The following is a 22,056-nucleotide window of genomic DNA, read 5'->3' as shown; positions in this document are numbered from 1 at the left end:
TACCTTTGATTTACTGGGAGTTACGAAAGTCCGGGGCATTGCGACCAGGATTGGCCGGAAGGGTTCCCGACCTGACGGACCGACCCTGGCGGGTCGGCCCGGCTTTCTTACGAAAGCAGCAGCGTCATCAGGCCAGGGCGGCGATGGCAGCGGCGTAGTTCGGCTCGTCGGCGATCTCGCCCACCAGCTCGCTGTGCAGCACCTTGTTCTGCTCGTCCAGCACTACCACGGCGCGGGCAGCCAGGCCGGCCAGCGGGCCGTCGGCGATGGCTACGCCGTAGTTGGCGAGGAACTCGCGGCCACGCAGGGTGGACAGGTTCACCACGTTCTCCAGGCCTTCGGCGCCGCAGAAGCGCGCCTGGGCGAACGGCAGGTCAGCGGAGATGCACAGCACCACGGTATTGGCCAGCTTGCTCGCCTCGGCGTTGAACTTGCGCACGGAGGTGGCGCAGGTCGGGGTGTCGACGCTGGGGAAGATGTTCAGCACCTTGCGCTTGCCGGCGTAGGTTTCCAGGGTGACGTCGGACAGGTTGCCGGCGACCAGCGACAGGGCCGGAGCCTGCTCGCCTTTCTGCGGCAGCTTGCCGTCGACGGATACCGGGGTGCCCTTGAGGGTGACTTGAGCCATTGCTTGGGTCCTTCTGTGAGGGATGGCGGCGCTGGCGGGTTGCCAGCGCCGCAGGAGGATTCGGGGCCGGAGCAGATGCTAGCACGACTTGCCCGAGCGCAATGCTCGGACATGCATCCGGCCACCCCCCCTCAGGCCCGGCTCAAGCGGCAGCCGCTACAGGAGCGCCGGCAGCCGCACCCACGAATGCCTGGTCCTGGAACCCACGCGGCAGGCGCTGGGTGCCAGGCATCGCGGCCAGGCGTTTCTCCCAGAAGCTGCGCCAGTCGTTGTGCACGGCTTCTGCGCGGGCCTTGCGCTGGGCACGGCGCGCGGCGTTGCGTGCATCGCGGCGGGCCTCCTTGTAAACGTCGGTGTTACGGCAGCTCCGGCATTTCACCCGGTTCAGCTCGGTGGTGGATTCCAGGTGCTTGCCCGCGTGCCCGCAAGCCAGGTGGCCTTTGACCTTGTAGTGAGTGACCATCGCAGATTCTCCCTGTCCGGCGAGCGCACCCTCGCCGCTTGGCGGTGCCGCAGTCGGGCGAACGGTGCGTGCCGGTTGACTGTGGCGCTCAGGGAGTTGGACGGGCCGCTACGCACTGAGGTTCGAAATATCTGCCAGCTGCGACCGTCAGTGGGTCGCCACCATCCGCGCGCCGAACAGCAGGTAGCAGCAGCCGGCAAAGCGATCCAGCGCCCGGCGGAAGCGGCGGTAGACGCCCGCCATGCGCTCGCTGGCAAAGACCAGCACCACGCAGCAGTACCAGCTGAACGACAGCGTTACCATCAGCGCGATAGCCATGCCCAGCAATGCAGCCGAGGGCGCAGCCGGCATGGCGGTGGCGAACAGGGTCGCCACGAACAGCGCGGTCTTGGGATTGGTCAGGTTGCCCAGCAGGCCGAGACGGAACGCCGAGAAGGCACTGCGTTCACGGCTGACTTCAGCGAGGCACTCTCCACCCTCGGCCGGCGTCCTGCGCTTGAGCAGCTTGATGCCGAGATAGATCAGGTAGGCGCCGCCGGCCAGCTTGAAGCCCATGTACAGCGCGGGCGCGGCGCTGAACAGCGACTTGATTCCCAGGCCGCCGGCAAGCCCCCAGATCACCGTGCCGCAGGCAACTCCCAGGGCGGCGATGAGTCCATGGCGACGCGAATGCACAGCGGCGATGCGCGCCGTGGTGAAGAAGTTCGGCCCCGGCGTGACCACCGCCACGGCCCACAACAGGGCCACGGAAAGCAGCGGAGCGAAGGTGCTGGCAGCGGTCATGGGCATTCTCGTCGACAGGATGGCAAGTGCGCATTCTAGCGCCCTCGCACGCCGCTCACTCCGGCAGATGACAGACGCAACACAGCTTGTTGCCATCCAGGTCGCGAACATAGGCGCCGTAATAGGTCGGCGAATAGTGCAGACGCAGACCCGGCGGCCCTTCATCGACGCCGCCCAGTTGCATGGCACGAGCATGGAAACTGTCCACCTGATGCCGCGTACGCGCCTCGAAGGCCACCAGGCTGCCATTGCCGGCACTCGCCGCCTGGCCGTCGATGGGCTCGTAGACGCAGAACACCACGTCGCTGTCCGGATGGGCGTAGATCGCCCGCTCCGGCGCATGGCGGTGCGCCTTGAGGGCGATCCCCAGCGGCTCGAGCAGCTTGCTGTAGAAAGCAATGGCCCGCGGCAGGTCGTTGGTGCCGACGGTGATATGGCTGAACATGTCGCGCGCCCTCTTCTTCCGTGCCGGCCTCAATTACCTGCGTGGGCGCGCTCGATGGCGGCCATGTCCAGCTTCTTCATGCCCATCACCGCCTGCAGCGTGCGGCTGGCCTTGGCCTTGTCCGGGTCGGCGACCATGTCGCCGACGTGGCGCGGGCAGATCTGCCAGGACACCCCATAGCGATCCTTCAGCCAGCCGCAGATCTGTGCTTCCACCGGGCCGCCGGCGCCGAGCTTGTCCCAGAAGTGGTCGATCTCCTTCTGGCTGTCGCACATCACCTGCAGCGACAGCGCCTCGGTGAAGTTGAACGCCGGCCCGCCGTTCAGGGCAATGAAGGTCTGGCCGTCGAGTTCGAACTCCACCGTCAGTACCGAGCCGGGCACGCCGCCGTGGCGGTCCTTCTCGGCTTCGGGGTAGTAGGCGGTCTGGACGATCCGCGAGTTGGGGAATATCCCGGTGTAGAACTTGGCCGCTTCCTCGGCCTTGCCGTCGAACCACAGGCAGGGGGTGACGCGTTGCAGGCTGGACATGGTGACTCTCCTGATTCTCGCGCGGTCGGCGTGACCGGCATGCAGCTTGGTCGCCTGGGCGACGACGGAATCGACAAGTCTAGGCGGACTTTCGCGCCTTACCGGACGACCGGTCGGGCGGCATGAGAGTGAGAGACCAGAAACGCGTACCCCTTCTCTGGAAACGCAAAAGGCACCCGAAGGTGCCTTTCATGCACAGTCAGCAGGATGGGTGGAGCGCAGCGATACCCATCCTACAAACACCGCTCGACCATATCCCCGGCAGCGGGCGCCGGAACGAGCGGCATCGGCGGCCTGTTCTGCCGGATCAGCGCGCCACTGCCCTGGCCCGAGCCTGGTGCAGCTTCTTGTAGCTCTCGATCAGGCGCAGGTGCTTGTCCAGGCCTTCGAGCTTCATGCTGGTCGGTGTCAGGCCGTAGAAACGCACGCTGCCGTCCAGCGAACCCAGCACCGCGTCCATGCGCTCGTTGCCGAACATGCGGCGGAAGTTGGCCTCGAAGTCGGCCATCTCCAGTTCCTCGTCCAGCTGAACTTCCAGCGCCGCATTGAGCGTCTGGTAGAACAGCCCGCGCTCGACGGTGTTGTCGTTGTACTGGAGGAACATCTCCACCAGTTCCTTGGCGTTCTCGAAGCGCTTCACCGCGAGGTTGATCAGCAGCTTGAGCTCAAGGATGGTCAGCTGGCCCCAGACCGTGTTGTCGTCGAACTCGATTCCGATCAGCGTGGTGATGTCGGTGTAGTCGTCCACCTCGCAGCTCTCCAGGCGCTTGAGCAGCGACTTGAGGCGGACGACGTTGAGGCTGTGCAGGTTGAGGATGTCGGCGCGGAACGCCAGGGCCTTGTTGGTGTTGTCCCAGATCAGGTCTTCCACCGGGTAGATTTCCGAGTAGCCCGGCACCAGGATGCGGCACGCGGTGGCGCCCAGGTGTTCGTACACGGCCATGTAGACCTCCTTGCCCTGCTCTTCGAGGATGCCGAACAGGGTCTGTGCTTCCTGCACATTGGAGTCGTCGCCGTGGCCGGAGAAGTCCCACTCGACGAACTCGAAATCGGCCTTGGCGCTGAAGAAGCGCCACGACACCACGCCGCTGGAGTCGATGAAGTGCTCGACGAAGTTGTTCGGCTCGGTCACTGCCTGGCTTTCGAAAGTCGGCCGCGGCAGGTCGTTCAGGCCCTCGAAGCTGCGGCCCTGGAGCAGCTCGGTGAGGCTGCGCTCCAGCGCCACTTCCAGGCTGGGGTGCGCGCCGAAGGAGGCGAACACGCCACCGGTGCGCGGGTTCATCAGGGTCACGCACATCACCGGGAACTCGCCGCCCAGGGAGGCGTCCTTGACCAGCACCGGGAAGCCCTGCTCCTCCAGGCCCTTGATACCGGCGAGGATGCCGGGGTACTTGGCCAGCACCTCCTGCGGCACGTCTGGCAGCGCCAGCTCACCTTCGAGGATCTCGCGCTTCACCGCGCGCTCGAAGATCTCCGACAGGCACTGCACCTGCGCCTCGGCCAGGGTGTTGCCGGCGCTCATGCCGTTGGAGAGGTAGAGGTTCTCGATGAGGTTGGACGGGAAGTACACCGTCTCGCCGTCGGACTGGCGCACGAACGGCAGCGAGCAGATGCCGCGCTCGGTGTTGCCCGAGTTGGTGTCGTACAGGTGCGAGCCGCGCAGTTCGCCGTCCGGGTTGTAGACCTCCAGGCAGTACTCGTCGAGGATTTCCTCCGGCAGCGCGTCCTTGGGGCCGGGCTTGAACCAGCGCTCATCGGGGTAATGCACGAACGGCGCGTTGGCGATCTCCTCGCCCCAGAACTGGTCGTTGTAGAAGAAGTTGCAGTTCAGCCGCTCGATGAACTCGCCCAGCGCCGAGGCCAGCGCACTTTCCTTGGTGGCGCCCTTGCCGTTGGTGAAGCACATCGGCGACTGCGCATCGCGGATGTGCAGCGACCAGACGTTGGGCACGATGTTGCGCCAGGAGGCGATCTCGATCTTCATGCCCAGGCCGGCGAGGATTTCCGACATGTTGGCGATGGTCTGTTCCAGCGGCAGGTCCTTGCCCTGGATATAAGTGCTGGCGCCGGCGTCGGTGCTCGGCATCAGCAGCGCCTGGGCGTCGGCGTCGAGGTTTTCCACTTCCTCGATGACGAAGTCCGGGCCGGTCTGCACCACCTTCTTCACCGTGCAGCGGTCGATGGAGCGCAGGATGCCCTGACGGTCCTTCTCGGAGATGTCCGCCGGCAGTTCCACCTGGATCTTGAATATCTGCTTGTAGCGGTTTTCCGGGTCGACGATGTTGTTCTGCGAAAGGCGGATATTGTCCGTGGGAATGTCGCGGGTCTGGCAGTAGAGCTTGACGAAGTAAGCCGCGCACAGCGCCGAGGAAGCCAGGAAGTAGTCGAACGGACCGGGGGCCGAACCGTCGCCCTTGTAGCGGATGGGCTGGTCGGCAATCACCGTGAAGTCGTCGAACTTGGCTTCGAGTCGGAGGTTGTCGAGAAAATTGACCTTGATTTCCATGCGGGCATTACCACGAAAAAGTAGAAAGCGAACTGGCCGGCATTATCCGGACAAAAGCGCCGCGGGGATATCCCGACGTGGTCGGCGCCGGTCGGGAAACCTGGCCCGGCCGGTGATGTGCAGTCGACGCGCGGTCGACTGCCGGCAGCCGGCGCACCCGTGCTTCGGGTAAGATGCGCCGCCTCAAGCGCCCGCTACCCCGTACAGAAGGAAACCATCGTGCTCACATCCCAGGTCATCATCATCGGCGCCGGCGCCGCGGGACTGATGTGCGCCATGAGCGCCGCCGCGCGCGGTCGCCAGGTCCTGCTGATCGACCACGCCAACAAGGCCGGCAAGAAGATACTGATGTCCGGTGGCGGGCGCTGCAACTTCACTAACATGTACTGCGAGCCGGTCAACTTCCTCTCCCAGAATCCGCACTTCTGCAAGTCCGCACTGGCACGTTTCACCCAGTGGGACTTCATCGCCCTGGTGGCCAAGCACGGCGTGCCCTACCACGAGAAGAAGCTCGGCCAGCTGTTCTGCGATAACAAGTCCAGCGACATCCTCGGCCTGCTGCTGGACGAATGCGACCAGGCCGGCGTCGACCTGCGCCTGGACACCTCGGTCACCGAGATCGCCCGCCTCGACGAAGGCGGCTACCAGCTGCAGACCAGCCTCGGCCTCGCTCGCTGCGAATCCCTGGTGATCGCCACCGGCGGCCTGTCCATCCCGACCCTCGGCGCCACCGGCTTCGGCTATCAGATCGCCCGCCAGTTCGGCCACAACGTGCTGCCGACCCGCGCCGGCCTGGTGCCCTTCACCCTCACCGACCCGCAGCTCAAGGCGCTGTGCACGGAGTTGTCCGGCACCTCGGTGGAGGACTGCCGCGTCAGCTGCAACGGCCAGAGCTTCGTCGAGAACATCCTGTTCACCCACCGCGGTCTCAGCGGCCCGGCGATCCTGCAGATTTCCTCCTACTGGCAGCCCGGCGACACCATCAGCATCGACCTGCTGCCGCGTATCGACCTGCCCGTCTGGCTCGCCGAGCAGCAGCGCGAGCGCCCCAACAGCGAGCTGAAGACACTGTTGGGCGAGTTGTTCACCAAGAAGATGGCCGGCCTGCTGGCCGAACAGTGGTTCGTCTCCAAGCCCATGAAGCAGTACACGCCGGCAGAACTCAAAGCCATCGCCGAGTCCCTGGGCAATTGGCAACTGGTGCCGGCCGGCACCGAGGGCTACCGCACGGCGGAAGTCACCCTGGGCGGCGTGGATACCCGCGAGGTGTCGTCCAAGACCCTGGAGTCGCTGAAATCACCCGGCCTGTACTTCGTCGGCGAAGTGCTGGACGTCACCGGCCACCTGGGCGGCTTCAACTTCCAGTGGGCCTGGGCCTCGGGCTACGCGGCGGCGCAGTTCGTCTAGGGCTGGCAGCGCATTCGACGACCGAGCGGCACGCCCGGTCGTTCCGCATCAAGTCCAGCGGCGTTACGCCCCTAGACTCGGAAGCCAGGCCCGGCCAGCCCGGCACGGGCATCGCTCCCGGAGCCGCCATGCCAACGCTTGCCAGCCGCACCCTCGACACCAGTCTGGAACGCCAGGGCCGCATCGACCTCGCCTGCGCCTTCCGCTGGACCGCGCGCCTGAACCTGCACGAGGCCATCGCCAATCACTTCAGCCTGGCGTTGTCCGCCGATGGCCGCGACTTCCTTATCAACCCCTACGGCCGACACTTCTCGCAGGTGCGCGCCAGCGACCTGTTGCGCCTGCACGCCGACGACCCCGAGGCGCTGAATCGCCCGGACGCGCCGGATATCACCGCCTGGGCGCTGCATGGCGCACTGCACCGCAATAACCCGCAGGCACGCTGCATCCTGCATGTGCATTCGAAATACGCCACCGCCCTCGCCTGCCTGGCCGACTCACGGCTGCCGCCGATCGAGCAGAACAGCATGCGCTTCTTCGAGCGGGTGGCCATCGACGAAGGCTTCGACGGCATGGGCCTGGGCGATGAGGCCGAGCGCGTCAGCCGCCTGCTGGGCGACAAGCCGATCCTCCTGATGGGCAACCACGGCGTGCTGGTGGCCGCACCCAGCGTGGCCCAGGCCTTCGATGACCTGTACTACTTCGAGCGCGCCTGCGAGGTCTACCTCACCGCCCTGGCCACCGGCCGCCCGCTGCGCATCGCCAGCGACGAGGTAGCGCGCAAGACCATGCGCCAGTGGCTGGAGTATCCGGGCTTCGCCGAGCGGCATTTCGCGGCGCTGCGGGAGATGCTGATGGAGAGCGAACCCAACTTCGCGGGTTGACACGCATCTGTAGGAGCGAGCTTGCTCGCGAACCACTCGACGGCAGTTCGGTACATCCGGCGGTTCGCGAGCAAGCTCGCTCCTACAAAAGGGCGACCGCTCAGTGCTGGCTATCACGCCCTACGAGAGTCGCTAGTTGTCACGCCCCAGCGGCTGGCGCATCACCGGTGCGGTATAGGTCTGGGTGCGGTCCGCACTGGGCGGGCAACCGAAATGGGCGCGGTAGGCGCGGGAGAAATGCTCCAGCGACCCGAAGCCGGAACTGGCAGCGACCTGCGCCACGCTCAGGCGCGTCTGCTGCAGCAGGCTGTGGGCGCGGCCCAGCCTCAGGACGATGTAGTACTTGAGCGGCGACAACCCCGTGTGCTGCTTGAACTGCCGCTCCAGCTGGCGGCGCGACAGGCCGACACGCTCGGCGATGGCGTCGCATTCCAGCGGTTCTTCCAGCGCCTGTTCCATCAGCGCGATGGCGCGGCGCACCTTACCGCCGTGGGCGTGGGCGTCGCTTTGCCGGCCCTGCAACTGGTGCGCGCCGGGCTCGCGGGTTTCGCCCAGCAACAGGTGCATGGCGATCTCCCGCGACAGGTCGGCGTCCACCCGCTGGGCGATCCAGCCGAGCATCAGGTCGAGGATGGCGCTGGCACCCGCGCAGGTCAGGCGCTGGCGGTCGAGGGTGTAGAGCTGCGCGCGGGCCTGGACCTTCGGGTAACTCTCCTGGAAGCCCTGCAGGTTGTCCCAGTGCACTGCCGCGGGGAAGCCATCCAGCACTCCCGCCGCGGCCAGCAGCTCGGTGCCGGTCTCGATGCCCGCCAGCGTCGCGCCGAACGCTGCCTGGCGGCGCAGCCAGCTTTTCAGCGGGCGATTGCGTGCATGCTTGTGCACGTCGAAGCTGGCAATGACGAAGCAGGCATCCCAACCCCGCTCAGGGTCGATGGCACCGTGCACCGTGCTGGTCAGGCCGTTGCTGGCGGTGACCGGCTCGCCGTCCAGCGACAGCAGCTGCCACTCGAACAGCGCCTCGCCGCCCAGCCAGTTGGCGATCGCCAGCGGCTCGACCACCGCCGCCAACCCCAGGCCAGGGAAAGACGGCAGCAACAGCAAGCCCACGCGCAAAGGCTCGCGGCGGAACCGGGAAGGCGGTGCAACACTGGCCATCGACTCTCCTTAGCGCTGTTGGTGCTGCCACTGCGGATGCAGCCACACCGGGACATTGGCCGCCGGTAGCGGCGGCATTCCCCGGATCATATCGCTGGCCTTCTCGGCGATCATCACCGTCGGCGCATTGGTGTTGCCGCTGACGATGCTCGGCATGATCGACGCATCCACCACACGCAACCCTTGCAGGCCGTGCACGCGCAGCTGCGGATCGACCACTGCCTCGGGATCATTGGCCAACCCCATCTTGCAGGTACCGCTGGCATGGTAGCCGGTCTCGGTCACGCGCCGCGCCCAGGCGTCCAGCTCGGCGTCGCTGTGGGCCAGCGGGCCGGGCGTCAGCTCTTCGCCCGCCAGCCCGCGCATCGACGGCTGGCGCATCAGCTCGCGCACCAGACGGGCGCCGGCGCGCATGTCGGCGCGGTCCTGCTCGGTCTGCAGGTAGTTGAAGAGGATGCGCGGTGCCTGCCGGGGCTCGGCGCTGCGCAGGGTGACGCTGCCCAGGCTGGTGGGCCGCATCAGGTCGATGTGTACCTGGAAGGCGTGGTCCGGCACCGGCGCCACGCTGCCCGGCTGTACCGCCAGCGGCATGAAGGTCAGCTGCAGATCGGGGTGTTCGACACCCGCGCGGGAGCGGATGAAAGCGCCCGCCTCAAAATGATTGCTCGCCGCCAGCCCGTCGTGGGTGGCGAACCAGCGCGCGCCAATCCACCACTTGCCCGGCGCGCGGGTCCAGGGGTAGATCGACACCGGTGCCTTGCAGATGAACTGCACCACACTGTCGGGGTGATCGTTCAGGCGCCGGCCGACGCCGGGCAAGTCGTGCTTCACCGCGATGCCCAACTGGCGCAGTTCGTCCGCCGGGCCGATGCCCGAGAGCAACAACAGATGCGGCGAATTGATCGCCCCCGCCGTCAACAATACTTCGCGGCTTGCATGGGCGGTCAGTGCCTGGCCGTTCTGCTCGTACTCCACCCCCACGGCACGCTCACCTTCGAACAGAATCCGCAGTGCCAATGCCCCCGTGGCAACGGTGACATTACCGCGCCCCAATGCCTCGCTCAGATACCCGCGTGACGTGCTCCAGCGCTTGCCCTGCCGCGTGGTGCGATCAACCCGTCCGAAGCCCTCCTGGCGATGACCGTTGAGATCGCTGCTGCGCCCATAGCCCGCCTCCTCGCCCGCCGCGACGAATGCCGCGCAGAGCGGCGTGTCGATATCACCGGGAGTGACATGCAGGTGCCCGGCCGCGCCGTGGTAATCGTCGGCGCCGCTGGCATGGTTCTCCGAGCGAATGAAGTACGGCAGCACGCGCTGGTAATCCCAGCCTTCGCAGCCCTGCGCCGCCCAGCCGTCATAGTCGCGGGCGTGGCCGCGGATGTAGACCATGCCATTGATCGAGGACGACCCGCCCAGAGTCCGCCCGCGCGGCGTGGCGATCCGCCGGCCATCCAGGTACGGCTCCGGCTCGCTGCTGTAGCTCCAGTTGTAACGTGTGCCACCGACCACGATGCCCACCGCCGAGGGCATGTCGATGGTCCAGCTCTTGTCCGCCGGCCCCGCCTCCAGCAACAGGATGCGCACGGCCGGATCGGCGCCCAGGCGGTTGGCCAGCACACAACCGGCCGAGCCCGCGCCGACGATGACGTAGTCGTAGTCCATGGCCATTCCTCAGAGCTGCGCGCCGTGGATGCCCTGGAACACCAGGCGGTGGAAGTGGTGCACCAGGTGCTCGCTCTCGTTGCTGCGCTCGGCGTCGATCATGTAGCGGCCCTGGTCGTAGCCCATGGAATGCAGGCCCTTCTGCACACTGATGTTCAGGGCGATGTCCTCGGGCCCCAGCTCCTCGTTCATCCAGCGCATGCAGGCCTTGCTCACCTCGGCGGTCTGCTCGTTCGCCGAGTAGTAGCCAAAGCGCAGCAGCGAGCGTTCGGCGTCCAGCGGAATCATGATGAAGGTGCCGAGGAACTCGGAGAACGGGAAGGTGTAGAAGGTGTTGTTCGGCCACATGCCGATGTTGAAGAAGCACTCGTCGGTGTTCAGGTCGCTGCGCAGTTTCACCCCGTAAGCCTCGCCTGCTTCGAGGTTGGCCGGGGCGATGTAGGTCCACCAGTTGTCGCGTTTGGTCAGGCGATAGCCCTTGAAGTCGATCAGCTTGGCGAGGTCGATGTGGCACGGCCCGGAGAGCTTGAAGTGATAGCCCTCGATGGAGTTGTCCATGATCACTTTCCAGTTGGCCGGGACCACGACATCCGCCTCCTCGATCAGACGCATGTCGGCCAGGTTCGGGAACACCCGGTGCATCTCCTCGTCGGCGCCAGGGAACAGCTCGGCCAGTGACGGCGCGTTCGGGTCGAGGTTGAAGTAGAGGAAGCCGCCCAGTTCCTCCAGGCGCACCTGCGGGATGGCGAATTCTTCCTTGTCGAAGTTCTTGATGCGCTCGCAGCGCGGCGCACTGCGCAGCGCGCCATCCATCTCGTAGCACCAGGAGTGGTAGGCGCAGCGCACGATGCCGCCGGTGTTGCCGCGACGCTCCTCCAGCAGGCGGTTGCCGCGGTGTTGGCAGACGTTGTGGAAGGCGCGGATGTTCCCACTGCGGCTGCGGGCGATGACGATGCTCTGGTCGAACAGGTCGCAGACCACGTACTGCCCAACCTCCGCGAACTCGCTCAGGTGCCCGGCGACGTGCCAGGAGCGCAGGAAGATGTTGTCGCGCTCGGCCTTGAACAGTGCTTCGTCGAAGAAATAGCGCGACGGCAGGGTGAAGGCCTGCTCCGGGTCCTGGCGGTCCCAGCCGTCGATGGAAGTACGCAGTTTCAGGCTCTCGATGGACGACATGTTCGACTCTCCTCGGCTTCTTCTGGCGTGGCCGGCTCATGGTCCGGCGGCTCGGTTCGAGGACAAATCTAGGGGCACGCCTGCGGCGGCTCTTGATGAAAAACGACAAGTTTTCTGGAGGATTGATCAAGCGCTCCTGCCTTCGAAGCAGAGCGTGAAGAGAAAACATCGAGCTTCCTGAAACTCTTGTTCGAAGCTCCCTCTCCCCAGTCCTCTCCCTGAAGGGAGAGGGAGCTATTCGTGCCGGCTGACGTATCGGTATGACTCTGCGCCGATCCAGTCCCTCGCCCTTCGGAGCGGGACGCGTAGCCAGGGTTAGGGAGAGGGCAACAGGGGCACCGACACGAGACCATGACACCCCTTGGCAGCAAACGAACGCTGGCTGTCCGGATTCGCTCCCTCGCTCTCGTTGTCCGCGCATGGCCGTGGATCTCCAATGGAACCAACCGCGACGCAGCCCGCGCCGCACCTTGGAAACCCAGCCCCGGAGCCCGCCATGAGCCTCGACCTGAACGGCGTCAAAGTCCCCGACAGCAGCCTCGCCAAGGCCATCACCGAGATGGTCCGCGACAACGCCACCCCGCTGCTCTTCCACCACTCCTCCCGCGTCTATTACTGGGGCGCGCTGACCGGCGCACGCAAGAGCCTGAAGTTCGACGCCGAACTGCTCTACGCCGGCGCGATGTTCCACGACATGGGCCTGATGCCGCGCTATTGCAGCCAGTGCGAACGTTTCGAAGTGGACGGCGCCGACTGCGCCGCCGAATTCCTGCGCAGCCATGGCATCGCCGAAAGCGACATCGACACCGTGTGGACGGCCATCGCCCTGCACACCACGCCGGGCATCCCGCAGCACATGAAGCCGGAGATCGCCCTGGTCACCGCCGGCGTGGAGATGGACGTGCTGGGCATCGCCTATCAGCAGTTCCCCGACGCCCAGCGTGACGCCGTGGTCGCCGCCCACCCGCGCGGCGGGCAGTTCAAGCAGGACATCCTGCAGGCCTTCTACGACGGCATCAAAGCCAAGCCGCAAACCACCTTCGGCAACGTCAAGGCCGACGTGCTGGCCATGAAGGATGCGGACTTCGTGCGCGGCAACTTCTGCGAGGTGATCCTGAATTCCGACTGGGCCAGCTAGGGCCTGGCGATCACGGGCGAACCCAGCACACCGGGCTCGCCCAGCAGCTGCGTCAGCCACTGCATGAAGGCGCGAACCCGCTGCGGCAGACGGCGATGCGCGTAGAGCAGGGAGATTTCCATGGGTGGCAGCGGGATGTGCCCCAGCACCTGCACCAGACGCCCCGCCTCCAGGTCATCCAGCACGCCATGGACCGGCACCTGGATGATCCCCAGCCCACCCATGGCCGCGCTCTCGTAAGCCTCGGCGTTGTTCACCGACAACGCTCCGCCCATCGGTATGTAGCGCACCTCGCCCTGATGCAGGTACTCGAAGCCCGGCGGCCGCGCGCCCAGCACCGTGACGTAGTGGATCAGTTGGTGCCCCGCCAGGTCGTCCAGCGACTGCGGCACGCCGCGCTCGGCAAGGTAGGACGGGCTGGCGCAGGTCACCTGCGGGAACTGCCCGAGGGTGCGCGCCACCACCGACGGATCGTTCACCGCACCGACCCGCACCACGCAATCGAAGCCCTCGCGCACCAGGTCGACTCGGCGGTCGGTGCAGCTCACCTCCAGCTCCAGCGCCGGGTGCCGCGCGAGGAACTCGCCCAGGCGCGGCATTACCAGCTTGCGCGCCATCACCGTCGGCATGTCCACCCGCAGGCGGCCGCCAAGGGCCTCGTCGTCCTGGCGGAACAGGCCCTGCAACTCGTCCAGCTGGGCCAGCATGTCCTTGCTGCGCTCGTAGAGCACCAGCCCGTCCTGGGTTGCGGTGACGCGCCGGGTGGTGCGTTGCAGCAGGCGCGTGCACAGCAGCTCCTCCAGCGCCTGCACGTGCTCGGAGACGGTGGAGCGCGGCAGGCCGAGTTGCTCGCCAGCCTGGGTGAAGCTGGCCAGTTCGGTAACGCGGACGAAGGTACGCAGGAGGTCGGGGCGGATCATGGGCAGGCCTGTTGTTCGCGGATCATTGTTCGCCAATACCGACCAGTATTTCCGATTCTCGCCGGTTTATCACTACTCAATCGAACAATAAGCTATCCCTCAATCCCACCCGCCAGCTACCGCAAACAAGGAGCTTCGCCATGACCCGCAAGATCGCTCTCATCACCGGCGCCAGCCGTGGCCTTGGCCGCAACGCCGCCCTGCACCTCGCCGCCGCGGGCGTCGACATCATCGGCACCTACCGCAGCCAGGCCGACGAAGCCCAGGCCGTCGCCGCCGAGATCGAACAGCACGGCGGCCGCGCCGTGATGCTGCACCTGGACGTAGCGGAGAGCGCCAGCTTTGCCGCCTTTGCCGAGCAGATCCGCGCCACCCTGGGCGAGACGTTTGGCCGCCAGAACTTCGACTTCCTGGTGAACAACGCCGGCATCGGCCTCTACGCCAGCTTCGCCGAGACCAGCGAGGAGATGTTCGACCAACTGATGAACATCCAGCTCAAGGGCCCGTTCTTCCTGACCCAGAAGCTGCTGCCGCTGATTGCCGACGGCGGCCGCATCCTCAATGTCTCCAGCGGCCTGACGCGTTTCTCCCTGCCCGGCTACGCCGCCTACGCGACCATGAAGGGCGCCATGGAGACGCTGACCAAGTACCAGGCGAAAGAATTGGGCGCGCGCGGCATTGCCGTGAACATCCTCGCCCCGGGCGCCATCGAGACCGATTTCGGTGGCGGCCGGGTGCGCGACAACGCCGAGCTGAACAAACAGATCGCCAGCAACACCGCCCTGGGCCGGGTCGGCTTGCCAGACGACATTGGCGCAGTGATCGCCAGCCTGCTCTCCGAGGGCGGCCGCTGGATCAACGGCCAGCGCGTGGAAGCCTCGGGCGGCATGTTCCTCTAACGCCCCTCGCGCCGATTTGCTCTTCGTAGGAGCGAGCTTGCTCGCGAACAGGCCCCACAGTGGGGTGGTTCGCGAGCAAGCTCGCTCCTACAAGCCGCTGCAACCCATCGTCTCCAGATAACCGTTCTATTCCGCGTATTTTCTCGAATTCCGCAATAAACATTTACCGCGAAAATTTCTGCAACATTCTGTTACGGCCTCTAGTCTAAAAACGCGCGTGGAGAAGACGAATCGCAGATTCCGCCTGGGCGAAGGACCCGTTCAGCCGATCTGCACAGCGCCCCGACGGGGCGACTTCGCACCCTCGCTCCGCTCATCCGGCACCTGCCGCGAGCGCAGATCACCGTGAACTGACCTGGCACTACCCGTTCCTGCCACCTCGATAACGAGCGGACGGGTGCTGCCTCAGGAGCCGAAATGACCGAACACCCCAAGGGATTCACCCGGCGTCAGCTGTTGAAGACGTCCGCCGCCTCCCTGGCCGTGGGCGCCGCCGCCAGCACCCAGGCCGCCACCGTGATCGGCACGCCGAAATGGCTGCCCTTCGACCACAACGGCCCGCTGCACTACGACAGCCCCGGCTGGCAGTTCTTCACCACCGAGGAAGCCACCGAGGTGGAGGCCATAGTCGAACAACTGATTCCCGCCGATGACCTGAGCGTCAGCGGCAAGGACGCCGGTTGCGCGGTGTTCATCGACCGCCAGCTGGTGAGCGATTACGGCGACTTCGGCCGCCTGTACATGACCGGGCCCTTCACGCCGGGCACGCCCGCGCAGGCCGACCAGTCGCCACTGGTGCCACGCGAGCGCTATCGCATCGGCCTGGCCGCGCTGGGCAAGTACTGCCAGGGCAAGTTCCAGAAGCCGTTCAGCGCCCTGCCCGGCGAACAGCGCGACCAGGTGCTGGCCGACCTGGAAAAAGGCGCCATCACCCTCGACGGCATCGACGCCAAGGCGTTCTTCCAGCAGGTGCTGGACAACACCATGGAAGGCTTCTTCGCCGACCCTATCTATGGCGGCAATCGCGACATGGTGTCGTGGAAGATGCTCGGCTTCCCCGGCGCGCGCTACGACTACCGCGACTACATCAGCCTGCACAACCAGAAGCTGAATCTCGTGCCGCTCTCCATCGTCGGCAGCTCCGCCTGGACCAAGAAGGGTTAACAACGCCATGGCCAAGAAACTACCTTCCACCGACGTCGTGGTTGTCGGGCTCGGCTGGGCGGGTTCCATCATCGCCCACGAACTGGCCGACGCCGGCCTCGATGTGATCGGCTTCGAACGCGGCCCCTGGCGCGACACCGCCAGCGACTTCAACCTCGCCTCGGCCGCCGACGAACTGCGCTACAACCGCCGCCAGGAACTGATGCTGCGCACCCGGCAGAACACCTGCACGATGCGCAACAAGGAGTCGGAGACCGCCCTGCCGATGCGCGTCTGGGGCTCGTTCCACCCCGGCAACGGCACGGGCGGCGCGGGCAACCACTGGGCCGGTATCACCTTCCGCTTCCAGCCCGAGGAATTCCGCCTGGCCAGCCACCTGAAGGAGCGCTACGGCAAGGAGGTGCCCGAAGAGCTGACCCTGCAGGACTGGGGCACCACCTGGGAGGAAATGGAGCCGCACTACGACGCCTTCGAGCGGCTCGCCGGCGTTTCCGGCAAGGCCGGCAACCTCGGCGGCACCCTCGTCGAAGGCGGCAACCCCTTCGAGGGCGCGCGCTCGCGCGAGTACCCCAACCCGCCCACCGCGCAGACCTACGCCCCGACGCTGTTCGCCGAAGCGGCGCGCAACCTGGGCTACAAACCCTTCCCGGTGCCCTCGGCACTGGCCTCCCAGGGCTACACCAACCAACTGGGCGTGACCATGGGGCCCTGCACCTTCTGCGGTTTCTGCACCAACTACGGCTGCGCCAACTATTCCAAGGCCAGCGCCATCGTCAACGTCCTGCCGGCGCTGATCCGCAAACCCAACTTCACCGCCAGGACCAACTCCGAAGTGCTCAAGGTGACCATGGACAGCACCGGTTCCCGTGCCACCGGTATCGTCTACGTCGACTCCAGCGGAGAGGAATGGGAACAGCCGGCGGACATCGTGGTGGTCGCCGCGTTCATCTTCGAGAACGTGCGGCTGATGCTGCTTTCGAGCGTCGGCGAGCCCTACAACCCGATCGCGAATACCGGCACCACCGGGCGCAACTTCGCCTACCAGACGGCCAACAGCGTCAAGCTGTTCTTCAAGGACAAGAACTTCAATCCCTTCATCGGTGGCGGCGCTATCGGCATGGGCATCGACGAGTTCAACAACGACAACTTCGACCACTCCGGGCTGGGTTTCGTCGGCGGCGGCAGCACCCGCGTGACCCCGATCGGCGCCGCCCCGATCGACTCGCGGCCGGTTCCGCCCGGCACGCCTGCCTGGGGCTCCCAATGGAAGAAAGCCACGGTAGAAAGCTACCTGAGCAACATGTCCATCGGCTGTGAGGCCAGCAGCTACACAACGCGCAGCAACTACCTGTCGCTGGACCCCAACTACAACGACCCCCACGGTCGCCCGCTGCTGCGCATTACCTTCGACTTCCCGGAAAACGACCTGCGGATGGCGCAGTACTGCACCGACAAGGTGGCAGAGATCGCCCGCAGCATGAACCCGCAGCAGATTGTCCCGGCTCCGCGCAAAGGCCCCTGGTCGAATACCTCTTACCAGTCGTCGCACATCGTCGGCGGCTTCATCATGGGCGCCGATCCGAAGAACAGTTCGGTGAACAAGCACCTGCAGGTCTGGGGCGTACCCAACCTGTTCGTGGTGGGCTCCTCGGCCTTCCCGCAGAACCCCGGCTACAACCCTACCGGCACTGTCGGCGCACTGGCCTTCAAGGCCGCCGATGCAATCCGCCGGCTATACCTGAAACGCCCCGGGGAGATGATCAGCGCATGAAGACTCTCCTTCGCATCGGCACCCTCGCCCTGCTGGGCCTGAACCTGCAGCAAGCCAGTGCAGGAACGGGCGCGGACTCCTACAACCTGGTGGAAAAAGGTCGCTATCTCGCCGTCGTCGGCGACTGCACCGCCTGCCACACCCTGCCCGGCGGCGCGCCGTTCGCCGGCGGCGTGGCCATCGAGACACCGTTCGGCAAACTGGTCGGCGCCAACATCACCCCTGACCCGGACACCGGCCTGGGACGCTGGAGCTTCGAGGACTTCCAGGCGGTGATGTCCACCGGTCACAGCCGCGGCGGCAAACGCCTGTACGGCGCCATGCCGTTCACCGCTTACACCAAGGTACACCGCGAGGACAACCGGGCGCTCTGGGCCTACCTGCAGACCTTGCAGCCGGTGCACAACCCGGTGGAAACCAACCAGCTGCCCTTCCCCTTCAGCGTGCGCACCAGCCTGATCGGCTGGAACTGGCTGAACTTCACTCAGGGCGAGTTCGTTCCCAAGCCAGACAAGTCGGCGCAGTGGAACCGTGGTGCCTACCTGGTGGAGGGCCTGGGCCATTGCGGCACCTGCCACACGCCGAAGAACCTGATCGGCGGTGATGACAACGACCGTTTCCTCACCGGTGCCAACCTGCAGGGCTGGGTCGCCCCGGACATCACCGCCAACCCGCACAGCGGCATCGGCCAGTGGAGCACGCAGGACCTGGTGCAGTACCTGAAAACCGGTGCCAACCGCTTCGACATCGCCTCCGGCCCGATGGCCGAAGCGGTGGAGAACTCCACCCAGCACTGGAGCGACGAGGACCTGATGGCGGTCGCCGTGTATCTCAAGGATGGCGCCCCCGGCAAGGCCGCTCCCCCACCCATGGCGGCGGACGACGCCGCCATGGTGGCGGGCAAGGCGATCTACGCGGACCGCTGCTCCGCCTGCCATGTGAGCAACGGCCAGGGCGTGAAGAACCTGTTCCCGACCCTGGCCGCTGCCCCCCTGGTCAACAACGACGACCCCACCTCGCTGATCCGCGTGGTGCTGGCCGGCAGCCGCGCCGGAAGCACCGACGCCGCCCCGACGGCGCCGGCCATGCCCTCGTTCGCCTGGAACCTCGACGACGACAAGGTCGCCAAGGTGCTGACCTACGTGCGCAACACCTGGGGCAACGCGGCGACACCGGTGACCGCCAGCCAGGTGGCGGACCTGCGCAAGGAACTGGCTGAGTAAGGTGCAATGAACGTGGGAGCGGACTCCTTCCGCGATGGTCTCCGCGCGATGCGGACCTATCGCGGATGGAGCCCGCTCCTGCGTATCCGGCTATTTCGTACCCTGCAGGAGCGAGCCCGCGAACCCCTCCCCGGCTTCGCGCAACCCGGCGCTCCCCGCCCCTGCGAACGCCCGGCGCCCAGGCGTGGTGATCACTTCAGCCGACGCTCGGCGGCGATCTCCGGCAGATCAGTGCGGCGCAGATAGGTGAGCAACGCCTCGCTGAGGTTCAGCCTGTCGTGGATATTCTGCTCGGCGAGGATCTGCAGGCACTCTCTGCTCAAGGTCATCACCTCGCCGCTCCTGGGTGCCCAGACGAACTCGCACGCCGGACGGATACTGTCCTCGGCCACGTCCATGCCGAAGGAATCCTCGCTGAAGCGCACGATGTACTTGCCGGTCTTGAGGTTGAAGCCGACGAAGCCGGACAGGCCCTCGGCGGCGTTGCAGATATCGCTGGAAGTGATGGCCATGATGGTGCCCCCTGGATTTCTTCTGTTGTGGATTCGCACGCAGGAGGTCCCCGCTTCTGGGAGCAGGTGAACGGGGAATTCTGACAGCCTTCCCCAAGCCTGCTCAGGGGCCGGTTGTCGCACCCGTCACTGTTGCCTGGCCAACACCTGGCCAGCAGCATTGCTCCCGGCAAAACACCGGCTGCTGTCCCGACGAATCAGCAAGCTGCTGATCAGGCTGGAATTTCCCCCCGTGGCATGGCTTTCGCTCTGATCACGTTGCGGCACCTTCGCCGCCGTACAGCAACGAGGAGTCGCGCCATGAGCCAACCACCGATCCGCTTCGCCTACTGGGTGCCCAACGTCAGTGGCGGCCTGGTCGTCAGCAAGATCGAACAGCGCACCCACTGGGACATCGACTACAACCGCGAACTGGCGCGCATCGCCGAGGACGCCGGGTTCGACTACGCGCTGACACAGATTCGCTTCACCGCCGGCTACGGCGCCGAGAACCAGCACGAGTCCGTCGCTTTCAGCCACGCACTGCTGGGCGCCACGCAAAAGCTCAAGGTGATCGCCGCCATCCTCCCCGGCCCCTGGACGCCCTCGCTGGCCGCCAAGCAGCTGGCGACCATCGACCAGCTCACCGCCGGGCGCATCGCCGTAAACATCGTCAGCGGCTGGTTCAAGGGCGAGTTCCAGGCCATTGGTGAACCCTGGCTGGAACACGATGAGCGCTACCGTCGCTCGGAGGAATTCATTCGCGCCCTGAAAGGCATCTGGACCGAGGACAACTTCACCTTCAAGGGCGACTTCTACCGCTTCCACGACTACACCCTGAAACCCAAGCCGATCCAGCGGCCGCATCCGGAAATCTTCCAGGGCGGCAGCTCACGGGCCGCGCGGGACATGGCCTCGCGCGTCTCCGACTGGTACTTCACCAACGGCAACAGCGTCGAAGGCATCAAGGCCCAGGTGGATGACATCCGCGAGAAGGCCGCCGCCAACGGCCACTCGGTGAAGATCGGGGTGAACGCCTTCGTCATCGCCCGCGACACCGAGGAAGAAGCCCGAGCGGTGCTCGCCGAGATCATCGACAAGGCCGACCCGGAAGCGGTGAATGCCTTCGGCCATGCGGCGAAACAGGCGGGGGCGGCGTCACCGGAAGGCGAAGGCAACTGGGCCAAGTCCAGCTTCGAAGACCTGGTGCAATACAACGACGGCTTCAAGACCAACCTGATCGGCACGCCGCAGCAGATCGCCGAACGCATCGTCGCGCTCAAGGCCGTGGGCGTGGACCTGGTGCTGGCGGGCTTCCTGCACTTCCAGGAAGAGGTGCGCTACTTCGGCGAGAAGGTACTGCCGCTGGTGCGGGAGCTGGAGCAGAAGAAGGCGCGGCAGACCGAGGCAGCCTGAGACATCAGGCTCAGCCGTTCGCGAGCACGCTCGCTCCTACGAAAAGCGCACCGAATATCCCGGCATCCGTAGGAGTGAGCTTGCTCGCGAACGCTTTTGCTCTCTCTGGGCCAGCCCTGCAGGGCTCGTATCGCTGAGGGAGATGCCGAGCCGGCCCTCAGGCCCCCTGCGTCAGGTGCCTGGCGATGGCCGTGCGTAGCGGCGGCAGGTTCTGCGCCAGGCGCAGGCCGGCATTACGCAGCAGGCGCACCGGCGGGCGCGGGTCGGTATACATGCCGACGATCAATCGGGTCGCCTGGTACAGCGGCCAGGTCGCCAGACGGTGGCTCATCGCGTAGCGGCGCAGCGGCCAGGCGCCGCCGATATCACCGCCACGGCGATGGGTCGCGAGGATTTCATTGGCCAGCCGGCGCTGGCTCTGCAGGCCGAAGTTGAAGCCGTGCGCGGTCACCGGATGCATGCCGACGGCGGCATCGCCGATCAGCGCGCTGCGCGGGCCGACGAAGCGGTCGGAGTAGACGCCCACCAGCGGGTAGCTGTGCCGCGGGCCGAGCAGTTCCATCCCGCCCAGTCGGCGGTCGAAGCGGCGTTCCATCTCGTGGGCAAAGGCGTTCTCGTCCATCTCCAGCAACGGCGCCATCTCGCGCTGCGGCAGGGTCAGTACCACCGAGGAGCGGTCGCCGTTGATCGGCAGCAGCGCCAGGGTCTGGCCATAGCCGAACCATTCCCAGGCGACGTTGTGGTGCGGTCTCTCGTGGGCCATGCGGCAGACCATCATGGTCTTGCCGAAGTCTTCCATGTGCGCGCCGATGCCGAGCATCCGCCGCGTCTCGGAGAAGCGACTGTCGGCGGCAACCAGCAGGCGCGCATGCACACGGCTGTCGTCATCCAGCGTCAGGTCCACGCCATTCTGCTCGACACGCAACGAGCGCAGCGCACGCCCGCAGACCAGCGAGACATCCGGGCACTCATGCACTGCATCGAAGGCCGCGCGGCGGATCATCTGGTTCGACACGAAGTAGCCCAGCTGTTCGGCCCCGGCCTGTTCCGCCTCGATGCGCAGGGTGAACAGCGACGGACCGTTGAGCACCTGGGCATCGCGCAGCGGCGAGACTTCCTGCGGGTCGATCCGCGACCACATCCCCAGGCGTTGCAACTCGGCGCGTGAAGCGTGGGTCAGGGCGATCTCCCGGCCATCCTCGGCGGGTTCGGCCACGGCGGCCAGCGGCTGGCGGTCGATCAGCAGGATCGACAGGCCATTGCCCGACAGCGAGCGGGCCAGGCAAAGCCCGGCGGGGCCGGCGCCGACGATGGCGATGTCCACGTGCATGGGTGACTCCTTTCGCTTGGGATGGGCGGTCCCGGAGTCTAGGCTGGCCAGTGGCCGGTTTCGTT

General features: G+C 66.0%; 20 protein-coding genes. 8 read left to right on the top strand and 12 right to left on the bottom strand.

Annotation, left to right across the window (positions count from 1 at the left end):
* Positions 1-127: 127 nt before the first annotated feature.
* The 6 genes from tpx to RS899_RS09000 all read right to left on the bottom strand — a co-directional run bounded on the left by tpx (position 128) and on the right by RS899_RS09000 (position 5,355).
* Positions 128-628 carry a thiol peroxidase gene (tpx, locus tag RS899_RS09025; protein WP_315809672.1) on the bottom strand — a complete coding sequence of 167 codons (501 nt, stop codon included), beginning with the start codon at positions 626-628 and terminating at the stop codon, positions 128-130.
* A 142-nt stretch (positions 629-770) separates the two neighbouring features.
* A complete protein-coding gene (locus RS899_RS09020) occupies positions 771-1,091 on the bottom strand; it encodes a hypothetical protein (RefSeq protein ID WP_054908929.1) in 321 nt (106 codons plus the stop codon).
* A 147-nt stretch (positions 1,092-1,238) separates the two neighbouring features.
* On the bottom strand, positions 1,239-1,880 hold the full coding sequence (locus tag RS899_RS09015) for a LysE family transporter (RefSeq protein WP_409978050.1): 642 nt from the start codon (positions 1,878-1,880) through the stop codon (positions 1,239-1,241).
* A 49-nt stretch (positions 1,881-1,929) separates the two neighbouring features.
* Positions 1,930-2,319, bottom strand: coding sequence for a VOC family protein (locus tag RS899_RS09010; protein ID WP_315809670.1), 390 nt, complete (start codon positions 2,317-2,319; stop codon positions 1,930-1,932).
* 29 nt (positions 2,320-2,348) lie between these two features.
* The gene (locus RS899_RS09005; RefSeq protein ID WP_054908926.1) at positions 2,349-2,849 is read right to left on the bottom strand and encodes a VOC family protein; all 501 of its coding nucleotides are present in this window, start codon (positions 2,847-2,849) and stop codon (positions 2,349-2,351) included.
* 307 nt (positions 2,850-3,156) lie between these two features.
* The gene (locus RS899_RS09000) at positions 3,157-5,355 is read right to left on the bottom strand and encodes an OsmC domain/YcaO domain-containing protein (RefSeq protein WP_315809669.1); all 2,199 of its coding nucleotides are present in this window, start codon (positions 5,353-5,355) and stop codon (positions 3,157-3,159) included.
* Positions 5,356-5,622: 267 nt separating this feature from the next.
* Here RS899_RS09000 and RS899_RS08995 point away from each other — a divergent pair, with 267 nt between their 5' ends.
* Entirely contained in the window at positions 5,623-6,762 is a 1,140-nt protein-coding gene (locus tag RS899_RS08995) for an NAD(P)/FAD-dependent oxidoreductase (protein WP_409978076.1), read from the top strand.
* A gap of 128 nt (positions 6,763-6,890) precedes the next feature.
* Positions 6,891-7,646, top strand: coding sequence for a class II aldolase and adducin N-terminal domain-containing protein (locus RS899_RS08990; RefSeq protein ID WP_315809668.1), 756 nt, complete (start codon positions 6,891-6,893; stop codon positions 7,644-7,646).
* 132 nt (positions 7,647-7,778) lie between these two features.
* Here RS899_RS08990 and RS899_RS08985 read toward each other — a convergent pair whose 3' ends face one another.
* The 3 genes from RS899_RS08985 to RS899_RS08975 are packed head-to-tail and all read right to left on the bottom strand — an operon-like array spanning position 7,779 to position 11,639.
* Positions 7,779-8,801 (bottom strand): GlxA family transcriptional regulator, encoded by a 1,023-nt coding sequence (locus RS899_RS08985; RefSeq protein ID WP_315809667.1) that lies wholly within the window; start codon positions 8,799-8,801, stop codon positions 7,779-7,781.
* Between the two features lie 9 nt (positions 8,802-8,810).
* On the bottom strand, positions 8,811-10,469 hold the full coding sequence (locus RS899_RS08980; protein ID WP_315809666.1) for a choline dehydrogenase: 1,659 nt from the start codon (positions 10,467-10,469) through the stop codon (positions 8,811-8,813).
* A gap of 3 nt (positions 10,470-10,472) precedes the next feature.
* On the bottom strand, positions 10,473-11,639 hold the full coding sequence (locus RS899_RS08975; RefSeq protein ID WP_315809665.1) for an aromatic ring-hydroxylating dioxygenase subunit alpha: 1,167 nt from the start codon (positions 11,637-11,639) through the stop codon (positions 10,473-10,475).
* A 496-nt stretch (positions 11,640-12,135) separates the two neighbouring features.
* Here RS899_RS08975 and RS899_RS08970 point away from each other — a divergent pair, with 496 nt between their 5' ends.
* Positions 12,136-12,777 (top strand): HD domain-containing protein, encoded by a 642-nt coding sequence (locus RS899_RS08970; RefSeq protein WP_054907188.1) that lies wholly within the window; start codon positions 12,136-12,138, stop codon positions 12,775-12,777.
* Here the strand turns inward: RS899_RS08970 and RS899_RS08965 are convergent.
* A complete protein-coding gene (locus RS899_RS08965) occupies positions 12,774-13,697 on the bottom strand; it encodes a LysR family transcriptional regulator (RefSeq protein ID WP_054907189.1) in 924 nt (307 codons plus the stop codon). The two genes, RS899_RS08970 and RS899_RS08965, sit on opposite strands and share 4 nt — an antisense overlap.
* A 140-nt stretch (positions 13,698-13,837) precedes the next feature.
* Between RS899_RS08965 and RS899_RS08960 the strand changes: the two genes are divergently transcribed.
* The 4 genes from RS899_RS08960 to RS899_RS08945 all read left to right on the top strand — a co-directional run bounded on the left by RS899_RS08960 (position 13,838) and on the right by RS899_RS08945 (position 18,754).
* Positions 13,838-14,596: an SDR family NAD(P)-dependent oxidoreductase gene (locus RS899_RS08960; protein ID WP_315809664.1), complete on the top strand. Its 759-nt coding sequence runs from the start codon at positions 13,838-13,840 to the stop codon at positions 14,594-14,596.
* A gap of 417 nt (positions 14,597-15,013) precedes the next feature.
* Positions 15,014-15,760, top strand: coding sequence for a gluconate 2-dehydrogenase subunit 3 family protein (locus RS899_RS08955; RefSeq protein ID WP_315809663.1), 747 nt, complete (start codon positions 15,014-15,016; stop codon positions 15,758-15,760).
* A gap of 7 nt (positions 15,761-15,767) precedes the next feature.
* Positions 15,768-17,531 carry a GMC family oxidoreductase gene (locus tag RS899_RS08950; protein WP_315809662.1) on the top strand — a complete coding sequence of 588 codons (1,764 nt, stop codon included), beginning with the start codon at positions 15,768-15,770 and terminating at the stop codon, positions 17,529-17,531.
* A complete protein-coding gene (locus RS899_RS08945) occupies positions 17,528-18,754 on the top strand; it encodes a cytochrome c (protein ID WP_315809661.1) in 1,227 nt (408 codons plus the stop codon). The genes RS899_RS08950 and RS899_RS08945 overlap by 4 nt, the downstream gene beginning before the upstream one ends.
* 191 nt (positions 18,755-18,945) lie before the next feature.
* On the opposite strand, the gene RS899_RS08940 is transcribed toward RS899_RS08945, so the two are convergent.
* Positions 18,946-19,266 carry a DUF2025 family protein gene (locus tag RS899_RS08940; RefSeq protein WP_054907194.1) on the bottom strand — a complete coding sequence of 107 codons (321 nt, stop codon included), beginning with the start codon at positions 19,264-19,266 and terminating at the stop codon, positions 18,946-18,948.
* Between the two features lie 300 nt (positions 19,267-19,566).
* Here RS899_RS08940 and sfnG point away from each other — a divergent pair, with 300 nt between their 5' ends.
* Positions 19,567-20,661 carry a dimethylsulfone monooxygenase SfnG gene (gene sfnG, locus RS899_RS08935; RefSeq protein ID WP_054907195.1) on the top strand — a complete coding sequence of 365 codons (1,095 nt, stop codon included), beginning with the start codon at positions 19,567-19,569 and terminating at the stop codon, positions 20,659-20,661.
* A gap of 157 nt (positions 20,662-20,818) precedes the next feature.
* Here the strand turns inward: sfnG and ubiM are convergent, their stop codons facing one another.
* Positions 20,819-21,991 carry a 5-demethoxyubiquinol-8 5-hydroxylase UbiM gene (gene ubiM / locus RS899_RS08930; RefSeq protein WP_315809660.1) on the bottom strand — a complete coding sequence of 391 codons (1,173 nt, stop codon included), beginning with the start codon at positions 21,989-21,991 and terminating at the stop codon, positions 20,819-20,821.
* Between the last annotated feature and the right edge of the window lie 65 nt (positions 21,992-22,056).

Origin of the sequence: Pseudomonas sp. C9-3, from assembly GCF_032392015.1 — a bacterium.
Taxonomy (GTDB): domain Bacteria; phylum Pseudomonadota; class Gammaproteobacteria; order Pseudomonadales; family Pseudomonadaceae; genus Pseudomonas; species Pseudomonas nitroreducens.
This window is presented reverse-complemented; position numbering and strand designations above follow the sequence as displayed.

Excerpts from the sequence above, each read along its gene's own strand:
- RS899_RS09000 (WP_315809669.1), bottom strand. The coding sequence starts at position 5,355 with ATGGAAATCAAGGTCAATTTTCTCGACAACCTCCGACTCGAAGCCAAG.
- RS899_RS08940 (WP_054907194.1), bottom strand. The coding sequence starts at position 19,266 with ATGGCCATCACTTCCAGCGATATCTGCAACGCCGCCGAGGGCCTGTCC.
- RS899_RS08955 (WP_315809663.1), top strand. The coding sequence starts at position 15,014 with ATGACCGAACACCCCAAGGGATTCACCCGGCGTCAGCTGTTGAAGACG.
- RS899_RS08945 (WP_315809661.1), top strand. The coding sequence starts at position 17,528 with ATGAAGACTCTCCTTCGCATCGGCACCCTCGCCCTGCTGGGCCTGAAC.
- RS899_RS08985 (WP_315809667.1), bottom strand. The coding sequence starts at position 8,801 with ATGGCCAGTGTTGCACCGCCTTCCCGGTTCCGCCGCGAGCCTTTGCGC.
- RS899_RS08995 (WP_409978076.1), top strand. The coding sequence starts at position 5,623 with ATGTGCGCCATGAGCGCCGCCGCGCGCGGTCGCCAGGTCCTGCTGATC.
- RS899_RS09020 (WP_054908929.1), bottom strand. The coding sequence starts at position 1,091 with ATGGTCACTCACTACAAGGTCAAAGGCCACCTGGCTTGCGGGCACGCG.
- RS899_RS09015 (WP_409978050.1), bottom strand. The coding sequence starts at position 1,880 with ATGCCCATGACCGCTGCCAGCACCTTCGCTCCGCTGCTTTCCGTGGCC.
- sfnG (WP_054907195.1), top strand. The coding sequence starts at position 19,567 with ATGAGCCAACCACCGATCCGCTTCGCCTACTGGGTGCCCAACGTCAGT.
- RS899_RS08965 (WP_054907189.1), bottom strand. The coding sequence starts at position 13,697 with ATGATCCGCCCCGACCTCCTGCGTACCTTCGTCCGCGTTACCGAACTG.
- RS899_RS09005 (WP_054908926.1), bottom strand. The coding sequence starts at position 2,849 with ATGTCCAGCCTGCAACGCGTCACCCCCTGCCTGTGGTTCGACGGCAAG.
- RS899_RS08950 (WP_315809662.1), top strand. The coding sequence starts at position 15,768 with ATGGCCAAGAAACTACCTTCCACCGACGTCGTGGTTGTCGGGCTCGGC.
- ubiM (WP_315809660.1), bottom strand. The coding sequence starts at position 21,991 with ATGCACGTGGACATCGCCATCGTCGGCGCCGGCCCCGCCGGGCTTTGC.
- tpx (WP_315809672.1), bottom strand. The coding sequence starts at position 628 with ATGGCTCAAGTCACCCTCAAGGGCACCCCGGTATCCGTCGACGGCAAG.
- RS899_RS08980 (WP_315809666.1), bottom strand. The coding sequence starts at position 10,469 with ATGGCCATGGACTACGACTACGTCATCGTCGGCGCGGGCTCGGCCGGT.
- RS899_RS08990 (WP_315809668.1), top strand. The coding sequence starts at position 6,891 with ATGCCAACGCTTGCCAGCCGCACCCTCGACACCAGTCTGGAACGCCAG.
- RS899_RS09010 (WP_315809670.1), bottom strand. The coding sequence starts at position 2,319 with ATGTTCAGCCATATCACCGTCGGCACCAACGACCTGCCGCGGGCCATT.
- RS899_RS08960 (WP_315809664.1), top strand. The coding sequence starts at position 13,838 with ATGACCCGCAAGATCGCTCTCATCACCGGCGCCAGCCGTGGCCTTGGC.
- RS899_RS08970 (WP_054907188.1), top strand. The coding sequence starts at position 12,136 with ATGAGCCTCGACCTGAACGGCGTCAAAGTCCCCGACAGCAGCCTCGCC.
- RS899_RS08975 (WP_315809665.1), bottom strand. The coding sequence starts at position 11,639 with ATGTCGTCCATCGAGAGCCTGAAACTGCGTACTTCCATCGACGGCTGG.